This is a genomic window from Kitasatospora sp. NBC_00374, from assembly GCF_041434935.1.
In the GTDB taxonomy this organism is placed as follows: domain Bacteria; phylum Actinomycetota; class Actinomycetes; order Streptomycetales; family Streptomycetaceae; genus Kitasatospora.
Genome location: NZ_CP107964.1, coordinates 7,781,700 through 7,802,083 on the forward strand (window position 1 = coordinate 7,781,700; position 20,384 = coordinate 7,802,083).

13 protein-coding genes and 1 pseudogene are annotated in these 20,384 nt (G+C 74.0%); 12 read left to right on the plus strand and 2 right to left on the minus strand.

Annotated features, from left to right (window positions below):
- The first annotated feature begins 9 nt into the window (after window positions 1-9).
- The 5 genes from OG871_RS33905 to OG871_RS33925 all read left to right on the plus strand — a co-directional run bounded on the left by OG871_RS33905 (window position 10) and on the right by OG871_RS33925 (window position 8,090).
- Window positions 10-1,266, plus strand: coding sequence for a phenylacetate--CoA ligase family protein (locus OG871_RS33905; RefSeq protein ID WP_371502061.1), 1,257 nt, complete (start codon window positions 10-12; stop codon window positions 1,264-1,266).
- Window positions 1,267-2,398: 1,132 nt separating this feature from the next.
- A complete protein-coding gene (locus tag OG871_RS33910; protein ID WP_371502062.1) occupies window positions 2,399-3,142 on the plus strand; it encodes an IPT/TIG domain-containing protein in 744 nt (247 codons plus the stop codon).
- Between the two features lie 204 nt (window positions 3,143-3,346).
- Window positions 3,347-5,110 carry a beta strand repeat-containing protein gene (locus tag OG871_RS33915; RefSeq protein ID WP_371502064.1) on the plus strand — a complete coding sequence of 588 codons (1,764 nt, stop codon included), beginning with the start codon at window positions 3,347-3,349 and terminating at the stop codon, window positions 5,108-5,110.
- Window positions 5,111-5,484: 374 nt separating this feature from the next.
- Window positions 5,485-6,459 carry an agmatinase gene (speB, locus tag OG871_RS33920; protein WP_371502066.1) on the plus strand — a complete coding sequence of 325 codons (975 nt, stop codon included), beginning with the start codon at window positions 5,485-5,487 and terminating at the stop codon, window positions 6,457-6,459.
- The gene (locus tag OG871_RS33925) at window positions 6,456-8,090 is read left to right on the plus strand and encodes a thiamine pyrophosphate-binding protein (protein ID WP_371502068.1); all 1,635 of its coding nucleotides are present in this window, start codon (window positions 6,456-6,458) and stop codon (window positions 8,088-8,090) included. The genes speB and OG871_RS33925 overlap by 4 nt, the downstream gene beginning before the upstream one ends.
- A 90-nt stretch (window positions 8,091-8,180) precedes the next feature.
- Here the strand turns inward: OG871_RS33925 and OG871_RS33930 are convergent, their stop codons facing one another.
- Complete coding sequence (locus OG871_RS33930) at window positions 8,181-9,281, minus strand: alpha/beta hydrolase (RefSeq protein WP_371502070.1); 1,101 nt, start codon at window positions 9,279-9,281, stop codon at window positions 8,181-8,183.
- A 174-nt stretch (window positions 9,282-9,455) separates the two neighbouring features.
- Here OG871_RS33930 and OG871_RS33935 point away from each other — a divergent pair, with 174 nt between their 5' ends.
- From OG871_RS33935 to OG871_RS33965, 7 genes and pseudogenes are all read left to right on the plus strand, one after another.
- A complete protein-coding gene (locus OG871_RS33935; protein WP_371502072.1) occupies window positions 9,456-10,004 on the plus strand; it encodes an RNA polymerase sigma factor in 549 nt (182 codons plus the stop codon).
- On the plus strand, window positions 10,001-10,651 hold the full coding sequence (locus tag OG871_RS33940; RefSeq protein ID WP_371502074.1) for a hypothetical protein: 651 nt from the start codon (window positions 10,001-10,003) through the stop codon (window positions 10,649-10,651). Before OG871_RS33935 ends, OG871_RS33940 begins: the two co-directional genes overlap by 4 nt.
- A gap of 175 nt (window positions 10,652-10,826) precedes the next feature.
- The gene (locus tag OG871_RS33945) at window positions 10,827-11,702 is read left to right on the plus strand and encodes a helix-turn-helix domain-containing protein (protein ID WP_371502076.1); all 876 of its coding nucleotides are present in this window, start codon (window positions 10,827-10,829) and stop codon (window positions 11,700-11,702) included.
- Window positions 11,703-11,903: 201 nt separating this feature from the next.
- Window positions 11,904-13,430, plus strand: a complete 1,527-nt coding sequence (locus OG871_RS33950) for a hypothetical protein (protein WP_371502077.1) — start codon at window positions 11,904-11,906, stop codon at window positions 13,428-13,430.
- A 7-nt stretch (window positions 13,431-13,437) separates the two neighbouring features.
- A complete protein-coding gene (locus OG871_RS33955; RefSeq protein WP_371502079.1) occupies window positions 13,438-13,596 on the plus strand; it encodes a hypothetical protein in 159 nt (52 codons plus the stop codon).
- 169 nt (window positions 13,597-13,765) lie between these two features.
- Window positions 13,766-14,548, plus strand: a pseudogene (locus tag OG871_RS33960) (serine/threonine-protein kinase); the annotation flags it as partial.
- 558 nt (window positions 14,549-15,106) lie between these two features.
- On the plus strand, window positions 15,107-16,378 hold the full coding sequence (locus OG871_RS33965) for a branched-chain amino acid ABC transporter substrate-binding protein (RefSeq protein WP_371503495.1): 1,272 nt from the start codon (window positions 15,107-15,109) through the stop codon (window positions 16,376-16,378).
- A gap of 30 nt (window positions 16,379-16,408) precedes the next feature.
- Here OG871_RS33965 and OG871_RS33970 read toward each other — a convergent pair whose 3' ends face one another.
- Entirely contained in the window at window positions 16,409-20,305 is a 3,897-nt protein-coding gene (locus tag OG871_RS33970) for an amino acid adenylation domain-containing protein (protein WP_371502081.1), read from the minus strand.
- Window positions 20,306-20,384 lie beyond the last annotated feature (79 nt).

The window sequence follows — 20,384 nt, forward strand, 5'->3', positions numbered from 1 at the left end:
GGAGAGACAGTGCCCGCGAAACCGCTTCAGGAGCTGGTCGACCACGCCCGGACACACTCGCCGTTCTACGCGCAGGCGTACCGCGACGTGCCGCGGACGGTCTCGCACCTCACCCAGCTCCCCATCATCGACCAGGCCGCCTTCTGGGCCGCCAACAGATGGCCCGACAACCAGGTGCTGACCGGCCCGCTGACCGACGCGGGCGTCTACAAGACCGGCGGCACCACCGGCGCCCCGAAGCTCTCGCCTTGGTCGCGGACGGAACACGCCGACTCGGTGACCGCGTTCGGCGCCGGCATGGTCCAGGCCGGTCTGAAGCCCGGCCACCGGGTGGCCAACCTGTTCTGCGCCGGCGAGCTCTACGGCGGATTCCTCTACATCGAGAACGCCCTGCACCACGCGCCGGTGGACAACGTCCGGCTGCCGGTCGGCGGCACCGCCCCCGACGACTACATCGCCGACCTGATCACCAGCTTCGGCATCCACGTGCTGGCGGGCGAGCCGATGAAGCTCAGCTCGGTCGCCGAGTGCCTCGTCCGGCGCGGTGAGAGCGCCGACTCCGTCGAACTGCTGCTCTTCGGCGGCGACCTGCTCTTCGCCGACCTGCGCCCGATCCTGTCCCGGGCCTTCCCCAAGGCGGCCGTCTCCTCGATCGGCTACGCCTCGGTGGACGCGGGGCTCGTCGCCGCGCCCGTCCCGGGCGACGACGTCCGGGTCCACGAGGCGTTCCCGAACCGCACCCTGGTGGAGCTCGTCGACGACGTGACCGGAGAGCCGATCACGACCCCGGGCGTGCCCGGCCGGGTCCTGGTCACCAACCTCTTCCGCACCCTGATGCCGATCATCCGCTACCCGGCCGGCGACCGTGCGGAGTGGCTCGACCCCGAGTGCCGACGGTTCCGGCTGCTCGGCCGGTCGGTCGAGGGCGCCCGGGTCGGCACGGTCGCGATGCCGACCGAGGACATCCGCACGGTGCTCATCGACGCCGACCCGGACCGGCACATCGCCGGCATGCAGATGGTGCAGCGCCGCTGGGACGGCCGCGACGGCCTGATCCTGCGCCTCGGGTACACCGAGGAGCCCCCCGCCGACCTGAGCGGCCGACTGGTCGAGGCCGTGTACCGGGCCCGCCCGCTCTACCCGTCCGAGGTGGACTCCGGTGCCATCCACCACCTCGTCGTCGAGTGGGTGCCCAGGTCCGCGCTGGTCACCAACCCGCGGACCGGCAAGCTCCAGCAGGTCCTGGACGAGCGCCCGCCGGCCTGACCCTGGGCAGGCGTGCGGGTCACGAGGGTGACCCGCATGCCTGCCCGCCCCCGGTGAGCGCGACGAGCAGACCGACGCCCTGGTGCTGCGGCACCAACCGGCCTTCCTGCAGAGCCGGTCGACCGGTACCGCGTTCACGACGGCGGACCGGTTCCGCCCGCGCCTGTCCTCCACCTGGACGACGGCGCCCGCTCCCGCGAACCGATGCCCGCCCTCGAAGGTGTCACCCTGCCCGCCGGCGTGCCCGTCACCGTGTGCATGGCCCGCGCAGGTACGCCGCCGACACCCTGCGGGCAGTCGGCCCCGGTCACGGCCTGTCCGTGGCCGAGCTCGTGACCGGCGGGCCGCCGGGACGGGGACGTCTCCGCCTCCCTGATCGACGCGGCCCGGCGCACTCGCCGAGCGGACGCCCGAACGCCCGCTCACGCTCCCTCCGTCGTCGAGAGGAGTGCGGTTGACCTACCGTTAACGTCCGGCCGGGGCCCGTGACCTCGGCGGAGCGGCTGCGGAGGGACCGCAGCGGCCAGCGCACAGCGCACCGTCGCCTCTGTGCGAGCCCCTCGCGCTCCGCCGTAAGAGTGACTCAGTGTCAACACCCTTGCGGGGGTGGTGGCCCGAACGGGTTAATGTGTGTATCCGAACCAGTTGGCTGCTCGTCCCTTCTCCGGGGGGGAGCGGCAGTGGGCCTACCTGCTGGCACCGCGTCAGCGACCAAGCCTCGTGCCGCAATGGGCAACCCCCGACAGAGGAACAGATCCACCAGCGGGTGCCGCACCTCGGCGCCGGCTGGTGCGGCGGACTCATGTTGCCGTCCATGGGGGCGTCATGCGAATGATGCGCATACGCCCGGCCCTTCTGCGGGCCACCGTCCTGGACCACGTTCGGCTGTCCTCCGACAACCTGCCCCTGCCCGCGGAGCAGTGGCTGCGAGTCGACGGGCCTGTCCCTGCGCACTGTTGCGATCACCTGAACGAGCCCGGTCACTGCCGTCCCCGGCACTCGATCGCACGCACCTTCCGGCACCTGGAGACCGACGTGGCCACGTCGACTTCCAGCGAGCGCAGCCAGGGGCAGTAACCGGCACGACATCCCACCCCAGTTGCACATCCAGTCAGCGGAAAGGGAGCACCTCATGCCTATCTCTCCGAACCAGGGATCGACCGGTGGCGGAACCACCGTGACCATCACCGGTACCAACCTCGGCGGCGCCACCGCCGTGAAGTTCGGCACCAAGCCGGCGACCATCACCGCCAACACCCCCACCTCGGTCACCGCCGTCTCGCCCTCGGGCACCGGGACCGTCGGTGTGACCGTGACCACGCCGGGTGGGACCAGCAACCCGCTGTCGTTCTTCTACGTCGGGGCGCCGTTCAAGGCCTCCCTCAGCGCCGCCTCCGGCGCGCTCGCGGGTGGCAACGCCATCACCATCACCGGCACCGGCCTGTCCACCGCCACCAGCGTGGCCTTCGGTGCCAACAGCGCGGTCCCGACCGTGACGTCCGACAGCCTGATCAGCGTCACCGTGCCCGCGGGCGTTGCGGCCGGGTCGGTCGGCGTCAGCGTCACCACCGCCGGCGGTACGAACAACGGCCTGTCCTACACCTACGTGGACGTTCCCACGGTCACCACCATCAACCCCAACTCCGGCCCGACCTCCGGAGGTACGGCGGTGACCGTCACCGGCGCCAACCTCACCACCACCCAGTCGGTCACCGTGGGCGGCGCGGTTGCGCCGTTCGCGGTCGTCGACGCCACCACGCTGTCCGTCGTCACCCCGCCCGGGGCTGCCGGCGCGGCCGATGTCGTGGTCACCACCACCGGTGGCGCCGTCACCGCCGCGGGCGGCTTCACCTACGTGGCGAGCCCCGGCATCTGATCCGCGCGCCGGAGCCCGGCAGGCCACCGGGCTCCGGCCCAGGACCCCGCCTGGGCGGAGGCATCCCCTCCGCACTCTGCCCAGGCGGGCACCACCAGTACCACCCATACCGGGGCTCCGGCCGACACCCCTCTGTCGGTCGGACCCCACGTACAAGGAGGTCGTTTGTTGAACAGCCCTCAGGCTCCACACAGCTTGGCCGCCTTGGCCGCCCCGACCCTCGGTGTCGTCAGCCCCAACCAGGGTGCGAGTGCCGGTGGCACCTCGGTCACCCTGACCGGCAGTGGCTTCACCGGTGCCACGGCGGTGAAGTTCGGTGCGACGGCCGCGACTTCGTTCACCGTCAGCGCCGATACCGTGATCTCCGCTGTCTCGCCTGCGGGCAGCGGCACCGTTCAGGTCACCGTCACCACTCCCGGCGGCACCAGCAACGGCCTCCCCTACACCTACACCGGCTCGGCCGCCCCGACGCTCGGTGTCGTCAGTCCCAACCAGGGTGCGAGTGCCGGTGGTACCTCGGTCACCCTGACCGGCAGTGGCTTCACCGGTGCCACGGCGGTGAAGTTCGGTGCGACGGCCGCGACTTCGTTCACCGTCGTCTCCGGCACTGTGATCTCCGCTGTCTCGCCTGCGGGTAGCGGCACCGTCCAGGTCACCGTGACCACTCCCGGCGGCACCAGCAACGGCCTTCCGTACACCTACACCGGCTCGGCCGCCCCGACGCTCGGTGTCGTCAGTCCCAACCAGGGTGCGAGTGCCGGTGGTACCTCGGTCACCCTGACCGGCAGTGGCTTCACCGGTGCCACGGCGGTGAAGTTCGGTGCGACGGCCGCGACCTCGTTCACCGTCGTCTCCGGCACTGTGATCTCCGCTGTCGCGCCTGCGGGTAGCGGCACCGTCCAGGTCACCGTGACCACCCCCGGCGGCACCAGCAACGGCGTGGCCTACAGCTATCTGCCGGCTCCCGCGCTCACCGGTGTGGTGCCGAACCAGGGTCCCCTCTCCGGCGGCAACACCGTCACCCTGACCGGCAGCAACCTCACCACCGCCACCGCGGTGAAGTTCGGTGCGACGGCCGCGACCTCGTTCACCGTGGTCTCCGACACCCAGATCACGGCGATCGCTCCGCCTGCGGGCAGCGGCACCGTCCAGGTCACCGTGACCACCCCCGGCGGCACCAGCAACGGCGTGGCCTACAGCTATCTGCCGGCTCCCGCGCTCACCGGTGTGGTGCCGAACCAGGGTCCCCTCTCCGGCGGCAACACCGTCACCCTGACCGGCAGCAACCTCACCACCGCCACGGCGGTGAAGTTCGGTGCGACGGCCGCGACCTCGTTCACCGTGGTCTCCGACACCCAGATCACGGCGATCGCTCCGCCCTCGACCGCCGGACCCGTCAACATCACCGTCACCGCCCCCGGCGGCACCAACGCCCCGAACGTCTTCTACTACTACGTCAACATCCCCGTGCTCATCGGCGTGGTGCCGAACCAGGGTCCCCTCTCCGGCGGCAACACCGTCACCCTGACCGGCAGCAACCTCACCACCGCCACCGCCGTCACCTTCGGCGCCGCACCGGCCGCCTTCACCGTCGTCTCCGACGTCCAGCTCGTCGCCACCGCCCCACCGGGAGCCACCGGACCGGTCAACCTCACCGTGACCACCCCCGGCGGCACCAGCAACGGCCTCCCCTACAGTTACCTGTCGGCTCCCGTGCTCACCGGTGTGGTGCCGAACCAGGGTCCCCTCTCCGGCGGCAACACCGTCACCCTGACCGGCAGCAACCTCACCACCGCCACCGCCGTCACCTTCGGTGCCGCACCGGCCGCCTTCACCGTCGTCTCCGACGTCCAGCTCGTCGCCACCGCCCCACCGGGAGCCACCGGACCGGTCAACCTCACCGTGACCACCCCCGGCGGCACCAGCAACGGCCTCCCCTACACCCGTCTGCTCCCGCCCAGCACCTAGGTGTATCGACCACGAGCGTTGTTGACAGTCGTAGGGCTTGACCATGGCGGAGACCTCCGGTGTGGTGGCGGTGTCCAGGCTCCACACCACGCACGGAGGTCTTCGTATCCCACCGTAGCGCCCGGCTGACCGTGGGAGTCTCGCGGGCTGACGAGCGGATTGTGCGCAAGCAGCCGAAGCGAGGGCGCACGCCGTCGCGACTCCGGGAGGAGCGGCGGAACGCGGCGGTGCGTCACGCCACGCGTGGCGCCGCCGTCCGGTGGGCAGCACAGACGAGGGTCGGAGCGGACCCACCCCGCTGCACCCCTCAGCCGTACCCCGGTGCCGGCCCGTCGCCCGGCATCGGGCGCCACCCGGAAGGAAGGCCACCCGCCATGACCCATCCCGAACCGCGCGGCCCCGTCGACTCCTCACACGTCCCCCGCTACGCCGGACCGGCCACCTTCGCCCGGCTGCCGCGCCTGGACGAAGTGGCCCGCGCGGACGTCGCGGTGGTCGGCGTCCCCTTCGACAGCGGGGTCTCGTACCGGCCCGGCGCGCGGTTCGGCGGCAACGCCGTCCGGGAGGCCAGCCGCCTGCTGCGCCCCTACAACCCGGCCCAGGACGCCTCCCCGTTCGCGCTCGCCCAGGTCGCCGACGCCGGCGACGTCACCGCCAACCCGTTCGACATCGGCGAGGCGATCGAGAGCATCGAGGCGGCCGCCGACGGCCTGCTCGCCACCGGCGCCCGCCTGATGACCCTCGGCGGCGACCACACCGTCGCCCTGCCGCTGCTGCGCGCGGTGGCGCGCCGCCACGGCCCGGTGGCGTTGCTGCACTTCGACGCGCACCTCGACACCTGGGACACCTACTTCGGCGCGGAGTACACCCACGGCACGCCGTTCCGGCGCGCCGTCGAGGAGGGCATCCTGGACACCGAGGCGCTCTCGCACGTCGGCACCCGCGGACCGCTCTACGGCCGGCAGGACCTGACCGACGACCGGAAGATGGGCTTCGGCATCGTCACCTCCGCCGACGTCATGCGGCGGGGCGTGGACGAGGTGGCCCAGCAGCTGCGCGAACGGATCGGCGACCGTCCGCTCTACGTCTCCATCGACATCGACGTGCTCGACCCCGCCCACGCGCCCGGCACCGGTACCCCCGAGGCGGGCGGCCTCACCTCCCGTGAGCTGCTGGAGATCCTGCGCGGTCTGGCCGGCTGCCGGCTGGTCTCCGCCGACCTGGTGGAGGTCGCCCCGGCCTACGACCACGCGGAGATCACCGCGGTGGCGGCCTCGCACACCGCCTACGAGCTCGTCACGCTGATGGCCCGGCAGATCTCCGCGGGCCGAGCGGACGGCGACCGGTGAACCGCGTCCGTACCGGCGGCGACCTCGTCGTCGAGTCCCTGACCGCCCTCGGCGCCGAGTGCGTCTTCGGGATCCCCGGTCAGCACGCGCTGGGGCTCTTCGACGCCCTCGGCCGCTCCGGGCTGCGCTACGTCGGCCTGCGGGTGGAGAACAACGCCGGCTTCGCCGCCGACGGCTACGCCCGCACCGCCCGGACCGTGGCCCCGCTGCTGCTGTCCACCGGCCCCGGGGCGCTGACCTCGCTCGCCGCGCTGCAGGAGGCGGCCGCCGCGGCCGTCCCGGTGCTGGCGGTCAGCAGCCAGATCCCCGGCCCGGGCCTCGGCGGGCGCCGCAAGGGCTATCTGCACGAACTCGTCGACCAGCAGGCGAGCTTCCGTGACGTGGTGAAGTCCGTGCACGTCGCCCGCAGCGCCTCGCAGATCCCCTCCGCCGTCGCGGCGGCCTGGGAGTCGGCACTCACCGTCCCGTACGGTCCGGTCTGGGTGGAGGTGCCGCAGGACGTCCTGCTCGCCGAGACCTTCGTGCCGCCGGTGAGCGGCCTGCGCGCCGAGCCGCGGCCGCTCCACCCCCGCCCGGAGCTGATCGCCGAGGCCGCGGCCCTGCTCGGGTCCGCCCGGTGCCCGGTGATCCTGGCGGGCGGCGGCGTCGTGCGGGCCGGTGCCACCGAGCGGTTGCGCAGGCTCGCCGAGCGGGTGCGGGCTCCCGTCGCGAGCACCTTCGGGGGCAAGGGCGCCTTCCCCTGGGAACACCCGCTCTCCCTGCAGTCCTGGCTGGAGGACCGGTACACCACCGATCTCCTGGAGGACGCCGACGTGCTCCTGGTGGCCGGCTCGGGTCTGGGTGAACTCTCCAGCAACTACCACACGTTCGCGCCGCGCGGCCGGGTCGTCCAGATCGAGGCCGACCTCGGCAAGCTGGAGTCCAACCACCCGGCCCTGGGCATCCACGCGGACGCGGCCCTCGCGCTCGGCGCGCTGTGCGAGGCCGTCCCGACCAGGGCCCCCGACGGCCTCGCCGAGGCGAGCGCCGCCGACCTGCTCAAGCGGGTCCGCGAACGGATCGCCGGCCAGGGGCTGGACCTGGAGCAGCGGGTGCTCGCGGCCGTACGCGCCGCGCTGCCCGACGACGCCCCGGCCTTCTTCGACATGACGATCCTGGGCTACTGGGCCTGGTCCGCCTGGGACGCGCGCCACCCGGGTGCCATGCACTCCGCCCAGGGCGCGGGCGGTCTCGGCTACGCCTTCCCGGCGGCGCTCGGGGCCGCCGCGGCCCTGGACGGCGTGCCCACGCCCGTGCTCGCCGTCACCGGGGACGGCGGCGCGATGTACTCGATCGCCGAGCTGGCCACCGCCGCGCAGCACCGCCTCCCGGTGACCTGGCTGATCGTCGACGACGGCGGCTACGGCATTCTGCGCGAGTACATGACCGGCGCCTTCGGCCGGGCCACGGGCACCGAACTGGTCCGGCCGGACTTCGTCCGTCTCGCCGAGGCGTTCGGTGTCCCCGCCACGGCGACCACCCCCGACCGCCTCCGGGAGGATCTGGCCGCCGCTCTCGGCGCGCCCGGCCCGTCCGTCGTGGTGCTGCCGGCCCTGCTGCGGATGTTCGAGCCGACCCACCTCGGCGGGTGAGGGCCCGGCGTGCCGGGGGTCAGGTCGGTGGGCCGACGGAGCCTCGGACGGGTCGGGTGCCGCCGTCGGCACCCTACCCACCGGCCGGCGTCAGGCGGCGGCGAAGGCCCGCTCCAGGCGCGGGACGTAGTCGACCAGGTCCTGGGCCCAGCAGTACCCGTTGTGGCCGCCGCCGCAGTCGGGGCCCCAGCCGGCGCCGGCGCCGTAGTCGACGAAGTAGTACGGCATCCCGAGCGCGTCCAGATGCTCCTTGACGTGCAGGGACGCCGACTCGACCAGGAACTCCCCGGCCGAGTTGAGGCCGTCGCCCTGGCCGTTGCCGGTGTAGATCGAGATGCCCATGCCGGCCAGCCTGCCCATGTGTGTGGAGGGGTCGGCCGCGTTCCAGCGCCAGTCGGCGTTGAAGAACGGGTACGGCGAGCCGAAGAGCGCGTCACTGGAGACCGAGGGGCCGAAGTCCAGGCCGCAGCTGGAGCCGGGGGTGGTGGTGGACCCGCAGAGGGCCGCGCCGAAGTTGGTCAGGCTGGCGACGACGGCGGCCCGGACGACGGCCTCGTCGCCCGAGATGTCGTCGGCACCGGAGTAGGTGGCGACCTGGCTGAACAGGTCGGGGCGGGCCTGGGCGTAGTGCAGGGCGCCGAAGCCGCCCATCGAGATGCCGCCGATGGCCCGCCCCTGCTTGGTGGTGACGGTCCGCAGGTTGGCGTCGACGAAGGGGAGGACCTGGGTGAGGTGGAAGGTCTCCCAGTTCTGCGCGCCGGCGGCGGTGTGCTGGTCGAGCCAGTTGGTGTACCAGCCGCGCAGGCCGCCGTCCGGGATGACGGTGATCATCGACTCGGAGGCCGTGAGCGCGGGGAAGGCCAGGCCGGGGTTGGCCGGGTCGTCGGGTGCGCCGTGCAGCAGGTAGAACACCGGATAGCGCCTGGCCGGCTGGTCCGCGTAGCCGCGCGGCAGGATGATCCGGATGTGGTGGCGGCCGGCGACCTGGGCCGTGGTCACGGTGATCACGAAGTTGGTGGCGGTGCCGGTCGCGGCGCCGACCTGGGTCAGGCCGAAGCCGTCGGCCAGCACGGGCGGGAGCGGGTCGGCCGCCCGTGCGGATGGCGCGGCCAGCATGGTCACGGCGGCCAGGGCCACGGCCGCGGCGAGGGCTCTGGTCCGATGGCGCCAGGCGGACGGGAAGGACCTCATCGGGATTCCTCCGGAGGGTGGTCGGGCGGTGCGGGGACGGCGTCCCCGCACCGGGTACTGCTTCCTGAACACCTCGGGGGTCGCTTCTGTATGACACCCGGTCAGGTGATTTTCCGCCGGTCCGCCGCGATCCCGGCGGGGGCCGGTTCGGCGGGTGGTATGAAGGAGCGGGGGGTGGTCGCCGTGACGGCGGACGAGCAGGTGAATTCGGTTGGCATGATCGCGTCGTCCTCGGGATCTCCGCCCGGACCGGCGGAGTTCGACGCCGTCTTCAGCGGCCTGTTGCCCCAGCTCTACCGCCGGGCCGTCGCCCTGGTCGGCGACGGCGCACAGGACGCCGTTCACGACACCTACCTCAAACTGCGCCCCAACCCGCAGCGGCTCACCGCGCACCCCGCGCCCTACGCGTACGCGTTCCGCGCCCTGGTCAGCGTCGTGCACAACAGCAGACGGCGGCGGATGTGGCACATCCTGGTGGACCGTGTCCCCGAGGCCCCGGATCCGGTGGGCCCGGTGGTGGTCCGCGAGTCCGAGTGGCAGGCCCGCTGGCTGCTGAGCCAGCTCACGGTGAAACAGGCCGCCGCCGTCCTGCTGGTCGACCTCGACGCCCACACCATCGACGAGGCCGCCGCCATCCTCGGCGTCCACCGGGGCACCGTCGCCCGGGCCCGCTCCCGGGCCCTGTCCCACCTCCGCACCCTCCTCAAGGACGCCGACAGATGAGGCGCAACGACTCCCCGCGCGATCGCGACGCCGCCGCCCTGGGCGCGCTGCTGCGGGACGCCGACCAGGCCGTGCACGTCCCCGAGGACCTGTGGGCGCGGATCCGCGCCCCGCGGCCCGTTGCGCCGGCCGCTCCCCGGCCGCGGCGGCGGGCCGTCCCCGCGATCGCCGCGGCCGCCACCCTCGCCCTGGCCGCGGCCGCCGCCCTCCTGCTCGGGACCGGCGTCCTGCACCCGCAGCGATGGCACCTGCCCGACCTCGACTCGGGGGCCGCGGGCGTGACCCTCACCGTCTACAACGCCGAGGCCGCCTGCCAGGACCTGCACACCATGGAGTGCTCCCTGTCGCTGGTCGGCAACCCGCACGCCAAGTACAGCGCCCGGAACGTGGTGGGACGCGTCTGGCACGGCGAGACGATCACCGCGGACTGCGTCATCGCCGACGGCACCCTGATCACCGACGAGGCGGCCGTCTCCTCCACCCGCTGGTACCACGTCACCCTGCCCGACGGCACCGCCGGCTGGCTGCCCGGCGTCCGGACCCGCAACACCGCCGAAGTCCCGCTCTGCGCCACCGACCCGGCCCCACCGGACGCCCCGGCCGACGGTCCGACCGCGGCGCCGTCCGCCCCCGCCCCGGCCGGGTAGGCCCGCCCTTCCGATCCCTTCCGGGGCTCGCGCGGAGATTTCCGCCGCCCGGTGTCATACGGACGGCGCCTGCCGGGTGTGTACGGGGGACAGCGGCCGGCCGGTCGACGAGGTGACGGGCGGGGCTGCCGGGGTGGGTCCATCCCGGCCGCCCCCTGACGATGAGGATGGTCCCTTGACGCTTCACGTGCGAAGCGGTGTCGAGGCCGGCCGGGGTGTCGAGGTCGACCGGGTCGGTGGGCGGTGGCGGGCGACCAGGCCCTGGCATCCCGCCCTGCGGCCGTTGCTGCGCAGCTACGCCGGCTACTGGGATGCCGTGGGCCTGCCGTACCGGGTGCGGGTGGTCCCGACCGGCCGGGCCATCGTGGTGATCAACCTGGCGGAGCCGTTCACCGAGATCAGACGGCTGGGGGTACCCGGTCCGGGCAGCGGGCGGATCGGTTCGCTGGTCGTGGGGCTGGAGGACCGGCCGGCGCTGTGCGAGCACCCGGGCGGACAGGAGGCGATCCGGCTGGAGCTCACGCCCTTGGGCGCCTACCGGCTGTTCGCCGTGCCGATGCGCGAGTTGACCAACCACGCGGTCGAACTGCGGGACGTGCTGGGGCCCGAGGCCCCGGCGCTGGTCGAGCGGCTGGCGGGCACCCGGGACTGGGCCGCCAGGTTCGACCTGCTGGACGCGGCCCTGCTGGCCCGGCTCGCGCGCGGCCCGGAGCCCGCGCCCGAGGTGGGCCGGGCCTGGCGGCTGCTCGCGAGTACCGGCGGCACCGTCCCGATCGCCCGGATCGCGGCCGAAGTGGGCTGGAGCCAGGGGCACTTGATCCGCCGCTTCACCGAACAGGTCGGGCTGACGCCCAAGACGTCCGCCCGGGTGCTGCGCTTCCACCGCGCGGTCACCATGCTGGCGCACGGGGACGGTAGTGCCGCCGCCGTCGCGGCGGCCTGCGGCTTCTACGACCAGGCGCACCTCAGCCGGGAGTTCCGGGCGCTGGCCGCCGCCACGCCCGGGCAACTGGCGGCCGCCCGCCGGGTGGAGGGCGCCCTCGCGCAGTAGCGCGAGCGCAAATTCGTCCAAGCCGGGCCCGGCGGCGGGCCGTTAGCCTCCTGCTCGTCCGGGCGCGCGCACGCCGCCCGTGCGGGCCCGCTCGGTGGGACGCCGACCTGGTCGGCGGGGCGGGGCATCGACAGCGCAACCCTTCGGAGAGTTGATCCATCCGTGCGCTCGAATGCGCGCAGCGCGGGCTAGGGGGAAACAATGGCACTGGAACTGCCGCCGGAACTCGGCGCCGTGCTCGGTCTCCTCGGGCTGGAGTGGCCCCAGGTGAACGAGGACGAGGTGGTCAGGCTCGCGGACGAGCTCCGAAAGCTCGCCACGACCATCGACTCCGTGCAACTGGACGCCGACAAGGCGCTCACCGTACTGAAGGAGGCCTACCACGGCGCGTCCGCGGACCGGCTGGCCGAGATGTGGGGAACGGTCTCGACCTACTCCCGCCTGGTGGTCGAGGCCTGTGGGGCCACCGCGAACGCGCTCAACGCGGCGGCGCTGGTCGTCGAGGGCTGCAAGGCCGCCACGCTGACCCAGCTGGTAGCGACCCAGGGCGAGTTGGCGGCCGCCTCGGTGACCGGGCCGTGGAGCACGGCGGCCATCGTCGCGGCTGCCAAGCAGATCGCCTCCACCATTCTGGAGGAGGCGGTGTCCGCGCTCGGCCAGGCGCTGGCGCAGCCGGTGGGAGACCTGGTGGAGGCCGTGGTCGGCGGCCTGACCGGCGGCGGATCGGGGTCGTCGCCGGGTACCGGCTTCGGGGTGGATCTGGAGCAGCTGGCCTCCTGCGCCCAGCAGCTGCGGCGCCACGCCGACGGTGTCGACGCGCACGGCGACTCCTTCCGGCGGATCATCGAGGGCCTGGACGTGGGCCGGCCCGGCGACGCCTTCGGCCGGCTGATACTCGCCGCCGTCGAGCAGATCGCCACCACCGTCGGTACGGAGGTGCTCAAGCGCCTGCTCGGCTCCTTCCGGGGCACCGCCGACCGGATGGACCAGGTGGCGCGCAACCTCACCGAGAACGAGGACGCGCACAGCCGTGAGATGCAGGGCATCCTGACCGCGCCGACCTCCCCGTCCGGGCCGGGTCCGCTCAGGCTCGCGGGCGGGGTCGGCGGGGTGGGCGCGGGCACCTCGCACCACGCGGGCCACAGCGCGGACGACGGGCCCGACCTCGCGGCCGTCGGCACGGCGCCCGGCGGCGGCGGACACCTCCCCGGCGCGGCCAACCCGTCCGGTGCGGTCAGCGCGCCCGGCCCGCGCGGCGCGAGGACCGGCCGCTCCCCGGGGCCGTTCCCGCCGGAGCAGCACACCGCGCCGACCGACCGTGCCGCCGCCGGCCCGTCGCCGCAGCCGCGGCCCGCGTCGGCCGCGGGGCCGCACCCCGCCTTCGGCCACCAGGGCGGCGGCCAGGCCCCGCCGAGGGCCGGGGCCGGGTCGGCCGGCGGGCACCCCGGAGCGGAACCGGCCGGCCTCGGCCGCCCGGCGGTCGCGCCGCCGGCCGGTGCGCCCGATCCGGGTGCGCACGGTCGGCCGGGCGTCGGGCGCCACCAGGGGCAGGCGCAGGGGCAGGGGGACGGCGGACCGGCCCGGGAGGGCTCGCCTGCGCCGCAGGGCCCGCGCGGGGACACCTTCTCCGGTGACCCCGCCGGCCAGGTGGACGAGGATGCCTCCGGGGCGGCCGACCGCGGGGACCGGGTGTCCGCCGGGCGGGAAGCCGGTGTGTACGGCGCGTGACGGCCGGGTGGCGAGCCGTGCCGGGGCCGGGCTGCGCGGGGTGACGGGCGCCGGTGGCGCCGCCGTGCTCAAGCACGAGACCGGCGCCCCGACCACCCCCGAGGACGACGAGCTGCTGAGGATCGGCGTCCCCGGCTCCTCGCACGTCCTGGTCAAGCCGTACTGACCCCCGTGCACCCCCACCGGCCCGGCGACCCGCCGGGCCGGTGGTGTCTGACGTACCGTCACATGGCGCGGCGAACCGGTGCGAATCGGCGGCGCGAATCCCGAAGAGTGATCGCCGAGACGGCTGATCCCGCCCCGGGACGCCCGTACGGCCGCCTAGAGTGTGGCGGGTGACCGAGGACAACGCGGATCTCATCGCCGGGCGCTACCAGTTGGTCGAGCGGATCGGTCAGGGCGGCATGGGCCGGGTCTGGCGCGGCACCGACCGGCAGCTGTTCGGCCGCGAGGTCGCCATCAAGGAGATCCTCTTCCCGCCCGGTCTGGAGGAGTCCGAGCGCACCATGCTGCTGCGGCGCTTCACCGGCGAGGCCCGCGCGGCCGTCACGCTGAACCATCCCGGCATCATCACCGTCCACGACGTGGTCGAGCACAACGGCGCCCCCGTCATCGTGATGGAGTTCGTCCGGGGCCGGTCCCTCGCCGCCGCGATCCGTGACGAGGGCCGGCTGTCCGTCCGGCGGGTCGCGGAGATCGGCGCCGCCATGCTCGGAGCCCTCGCCGAGGCGCACGCGGCGGGGATCGTCCACCGCGACATCAAACCGGACAACGTCCTGCTGACCAAGGACCGCGTCGTCCTCACCGACTTCGGCATCGCCCACCTCGCGGACGTCTCCACCAAACTGAGCCACAGCGGCATCGTGATCGGCACCCCGCAGTACATGCCGCCGGAGCAGTTGGAGGGCAAGCGCCCCACCCCCGCCAACGACCTGTGGGCCCTGGGCGCCACGCTGTACCACGCGGTCGAGGGCCGACCGCCGTTCGACGCCGAGGGTCTGCACGCCCTGGCCGTCGCCGTCTTCACCCGGCCGCACCGGCCGCCGACCGAGGCCGGCCCGCTCGTCCCGGTGCTCGACGCGCTCCTCACCAAGGACCCGGCCCGGCGGGCGAGCGCGGCCGAGGCCGCCGAGCTGCTCTCCGCGGTCCTCCGGGACCCGGGTCCCACACCGTCCGGCACTCCCCGGGTCCCGCCGGCACCCGAGCCGTCGACCCCGGTCCCGCCGATGCCCGCCCGGCTGCCGGCACCGACGGCACCGGACGCCGGGGCCGTCCCCGGGCCGTCGGCCACGCCGTTGGCGGCCGTGCCACCGCCGAGTACGCCGGTGCCCGCCCCGCCCGCCACGCCGCCCTCCGGCAACCCCTACACCGCGCCGCCCTCCGGCAACCCCTACACCGCGCCGCCCTCCGGCAGTCCGTACACCGTGCCGCCGTCCGGCAGTCCGTACACCGTGCTGCCGACGGGCAACCCCTACACCGCGCCGCCGACAGGGAACCCGTACACCGCCCCGGCGCCCGTCGATTCCTCCGCCACCGCGCCGTCCACCGCGCCGTCCGGAGCGTCCCCGTGGGGCGACGGCGGGGGACTGCCCACGCCGGTGACGGACCGTCCCCCTGACAGCCTGGCCGCGGGCCGGCCGCGCCGCCCGGCCGCCCGGCGGATCGCCGCCGCTGCCGTGGCCCTGGCGACGCTGGCCGGTGGCGGCATCCTGGCCTGGACCCTCACCCACAACGGCACGGCGGGCGGGGCGGGCGGCACCGCCGGGTCGGGAGCGACGGGTGGCGGCAGCAGTGGTACGCCCGCGCAGGCAGGCGGTGACTCCGCGGCCACCACCACGGTGGTGATCGGCGTGGAGGCGCCGCTCAGCGGCAGCCTGTCCGCCCTGGGCCTCGGCATCAAGAACTCCGCCGACCTGGCGGTGAAGAAGGCCAACCGCACCCACGAGGTGCCGGGCGTCACCTTCGAGGTGCAGGCCCTGGACGACCAGGCGCTGCCCGCCAACGGCCAGCAGAACGCCGCCCGGCTGGTCGCCGACGGCAAGGTGCTCGGTGTGGTCGGGCCGCTCAACTCCTCGGTCGCCCAGGCCATGCTGGGCGCGCTCGACCAGGCCGGCCTGGCCGAGGTCTCGCCGGCCAACACCAACCCGGTGCTGTCCCAGGGGCCGGACTGGGCGAAGGGCGCCAAGTCCCGCCCGCACCCGTCGTACTTCCGGACCGTCACCACCGACGCGGTCCAGGGCCCGTACGCCGCCCAGTACCTCTACCAGGACGCCCGGAAGACCAGGCTCTTCGTCATCGACGACAACGGGACGTACGGCTCCGGCCTCGCCGCCGCGGCCGGCAGCCAGTTCAGCCGGCTCGGCGGGACGGTCGTGGGCACCGAGCACGTCAAGCCGGACGACCGGGACTTCTCCGCCCTGGCCGCGAAGGTGGCGGCCGCCGGGGCCGACGCCGTGTACTACGGCGGCGAGTACCCGGCGGCGGCGCCGCTGTCCCAGCAGCTCAAGCAGGCGGGCGTGAACGTCCCCCTGATGGGCGGCGACGGCATCTACGCCGCCGAGTTCATCGGCGTCAACACCAAGGCGGAGGGCGACCTGGCCACCGCCGTCGGCGCTTCGGCGGACCTCCTCTCCGGTGGCAAGATCTTCCTGGCCGACTACCGGGCGGCCGGGTACCCGCAGGAGGCCGGTCCGTACGGCGCCTACGCGTACGACGCGGCCTGGTCCGTCATCGAGTCGGTGAAGGCGGTGGTGGCCGCGAACGGCGGCACGCTGCCGGCCGACGCCCGCGCCAAGGTCACCAAGGCGATGGCGGCCGTGGCCTTCGACGGGGTCACCGGGCGGGTCGACTTCGACGAGTACGGCGACACCCTCAACCGGCAGATCACCGTCTACTCCGTCAAGGGCGGGGCCTGGACGCCGGTCAGAACGGGCAGCTACAAGCCCTGACGCGGCACTGCCGCGTCAGGGCCCGCGGGTTCAGCCGCCCGGCCGGGTGCGGACGGCGGTGAGCAGTTCGGTGATGCCGCGCTCCTTCAGCACGCTGTAGTGGTCACCGGTCAGGTGGACGACGGTCGGGGGAGCGGCGGACCATCCGCTGCGGCCCTCGATGAACGAGTAGTCGTCCCCGGCCGCCTTGAGGACGGTCACCGGGGCCGCCAGCCGCCGCTCGGCGAGCTCGTGGAAGCTGTACTCGAACTCGTAGGTCTCGGCCGCGATGCGGGTGATCCGGCGGATCACCTCCTCGTCGAGATCCGGGAGCATCCGGTGGACGAAGGCGGTGAAGCCGTCCTCGTCGTGCGCCTCGGCGAGGCACTCGGCGAGCCCCGGGCCGCTGATCGACCCGGCGAAGACCGAGTACAGGACGGTCAGGTAGGCGGGGTTGTCGAAGGACGCCTCGCGCCCGTGGTGCTCGCCGTCGGCCCGCCGGACCTCCGGGTTGCCCGGGCAGATCAGCAACAGGTCGGCCACCCGCTCGCCGGCCCGCTCCAGCTGCCAGGCCGCCTCGAACGCGACCCGCGCGCCGAAGGAGTAGCCCCACAGGGTGTAGGGGCCCTCGGGCCGGACCGCGCGGATCTCCGCGACGTCGGCGGCCGCGGTTTCCCGGATCGTCGGGTACGGCGTCTCACCCGCGTTGATGCCGTGGGCCTGGACGCCGTAGAACGGCCGGCCCACCGACCTCCCGAGCAGTCGCAGGTTCATCGGGTAGCCGCCGAGCCCCGGCCAGCAGAACACCGGCGCACCGGCGCCGTCGGGGTGCAGCGGTACCAGCCGCGAGGCCGGGCCGCGGCCGTCCTCGTCGACCCGGGCGGCCAGGTCGGCCAGTCGCGGGCTCTCGAACAGCACCTGCAGCGGCAGACGGGTGCCGAACTCCCGGTTGACCCGGTTGATCAGCGCCACCGCGATCAGCGAGTTCCCGCCGGCACCGAAGAACTCGTCCGCCACCGAGACGTTCTCGTACGCCAGCGCCCTGCCCCAGGCCTCCGCGAGCCGGTGCTCGGTCGGTGTCGACGGCGGGACGAACGGGCTGCCCGTCCCCGCGTCCGCGACCTGTTCGTCGGCGGCGAGCGCCCGCAGGTCGACCTTGCCGTTGGCGGTCAGCGGCAGCCCGTCCAGCACCAGGACCCGGTTGGGGACCATGTAGTCGGGCAGCAGACCGGCCAGCTCGTCCCGGATGATCTCGGCCGGGCCCTTCATGTGGACGGCGTCCTCCCGCATGCCCTCGCTGCGGATCTGTTCCTCGCTCACCCTCCCGCCGAGGAAGAAGTACGACGGGCCGGGTTCGATCCCGCACCCGGCCAGGACGTCGTCGATCCGCCGGGCGGCCGGCAGCGGGTGCCCGGTCCTCGAACTGTAGCCCGACGACATGAACCCGAGGCCGAGGCCGTTGCGCTGCAGATGGTGCAGCTTCGTGCCCAGGGCGATGTACGCCAGCCACGGCTCGTCCGTCCGGGCGACGGCGGTCATGCCGAAGCCGGCCCGCTCGTACACCTGCTGGTTGATCGCGATCACGTCCTTCGACCGGACCAGCTCCCGGGACACCCACGCCAACGCGCCGTCCCGGAACCGGTACTGGCCGGCGGGCAGGTCCTCGACGCCGCCGGGGTGGGCCTGGACGTAGACCTCGGTGCGGTCCGGCCGCGGGCGTCCGTCGTCGGGTCCGATCTCGAAGGTGCCCAGGTAGAAGTCCTCCTCGGCTACGTCCAACCGCCCCTTGACCGACGGGAAGTGGCCCAGCGGCCGGATGTCCAGCCCGTACGCGGGCAGTACCTCCTCGAACACGCCCACCATGTGGCCGGTCTCGAACTCCAGCACCTCCTCGATGTTGTGGCGGTACACCGGTTCGATCGCCCGTCTCCGGCCGACGAAGTGCACGGTCAGACCCGGGCCCGCGACGCTGTCGCCGACCCGCACCAGGGCGTGCCGCACCGGGTGGTAGTAGTACACGCCGGCGGCCGGCCCGCAGCCGCCCCCGGTCTCCAGGTACAGCTGGGTGGCGTACAGCGCACCGGGGGAGGCGTACGCGTACTTCGGCAGCAGCCGCTCCTCGCTGTGGAACTGGCCGAACCACCGCAGGATCCAGCCGAGTTCGGCGAGCGTCGGCTCCGCCGGACCGCGGGACCGGACACCGGCCGGGCGCGGGGCGCGGAGCTCGCGCGGCGCGAGCAACTCCAGCAGGTCGGCCCGGGTCACCGGGCGGCGGCCCTCGTAGGAGCGGTAGGTCTTGCGGGCGAAGGCCGCCCGCCGCTGGCGCCGGGTCTCGCGCCGGCCGGGCAGCTCCAGCACCGCCCGCCCGGCCACCTCGCCCTCGTCCCGGACACCGGGGTTCGCCAGCTGCGCCCGCACCTGCAGCCGGCTCGCCTTGGACCGGTGGTGGCCGCCGTGCTCGCCCTGGTCCATCAGCGCGGCCTCCCGCGGGTTCAGCTCGACGCACGCCACCAGGTTGCGGTGGCCCGTCCGCGCGTCGTCGGTGACGACCGCGGCGGCCCGCCGCACCCAGGTGTGCTCCTCGATCGCGAGCGCGATCTCGTCCAGCTCGACCCGGTAGCCGCGCAGTTTGACCTGGTTGTCCACCCGGCCGGAGCACTGGAGGGTGCCGTCCGGGTTCCACCGGGCGAGGTCCCCGGTGCGGTAGAGGCGCTCGCCCGGCAGGTGCGGCGAGGTGACGAAGCGCTCCGCCGTCAGATCCGGCCGGTGCAGATAGCCGCGCGCGAGCTGGACGCCGCCGATGCAGAGCTCACCCGTCGCGCCGGGCCGCACCGGCGCCAGCGCCTCGTCGAGGACGAAGCACCGGGTGCGGTCGACCGGCACCCCGATCGGCACCGAGCCGCCGCCCTCCCCGACCGTGGCGGGGTCGACCGGCTGGGCGGTCGCGTTGATCGTGCACTCGGTCGGGCCGTAAAGGTTGACCAGCGACGCCCCCGGCAACGCGTCCGTGAGGGCCCGCGCGAGCCCGCGTGACAGCGACTCGCCGCCGGAGTACACCCGCCGGAGCGTGGTGCAGGTGCCCAGCCGCTCGGTGTCCAGCAGCGCCCGGAGCAGGGTGGGCACGCCCTGCAGGGTGGTCACGCCGTGCTCCCGGACGGCGGCGATCAGGGCCTCCGGGTCCCGGTAGACACCGGGCGCGCCCATGACGACCCGGGCGCCGCCGGCGGGCGCCAGGATCTCCCACTGCGCCGCGTCGAAGCTCAGCGGGGTCTTCTGCAGCACGGTGGCATCGCCGCCCAGATGGCCGTGGGCGACCAGCCAGCGCAGCTGGGACACGATGCTGCGGTGCTCGATCATCACGCCCTTGGGCCGGCCCGTGCTGCCCGAGGTGTAGATGACGTACGCGAGCGACTCGGGTCGGGGGCCCGCGGGCGGCCCTTCCGGGCCCTGGCTCTGGTACGGGATCGGGCGCGCCGCGCCGGCGCCGCCCGGGCTGCCGACGCCCGCCGGACCGGCCTCCCCGTTCGGCGTGACGATGCGCGTCCCGCGCGGGGCCAGATCGGCCAGACGGGCCCGGAGGTGCTCCTGGGTGACGATCACCCGGGCCCGGCTGTCCTCGATCATCCAGCGGATCCGGTCGTCGGGGTACTCCGGGGACAGCGGCAGGTACGCCGCCCCGGCGAAGAGGATCCCCCAGACCCCCACCATCAGCTCCAGGGACGGTTCGACGTACAGGCCGACGCAGTCGTCGGCCCCGACGCCCAGGTGCCGCAGCCGGGCGCCGAGAGCACCGGCGGACTCGCCGAGGTCGCGGTAGCTGAGGTGGCGGGCGCCGTCGGTCACGGCCGTGCCGTCCGGCCGCGCGGCGGCCTGCTGCCGGAGCAGGTCGGGCAGGCAGCCGGCGCGACGGGTGTCGGGGCGGGTGAGCAGGACGGATTGTGCGCACATGGTGGAATCCCCATGGTTCGGCGGAGAGTACGGCCCGGTGGACCGGGCCCGGACTCCCAAGCTCCGCCACCCGCTGTCC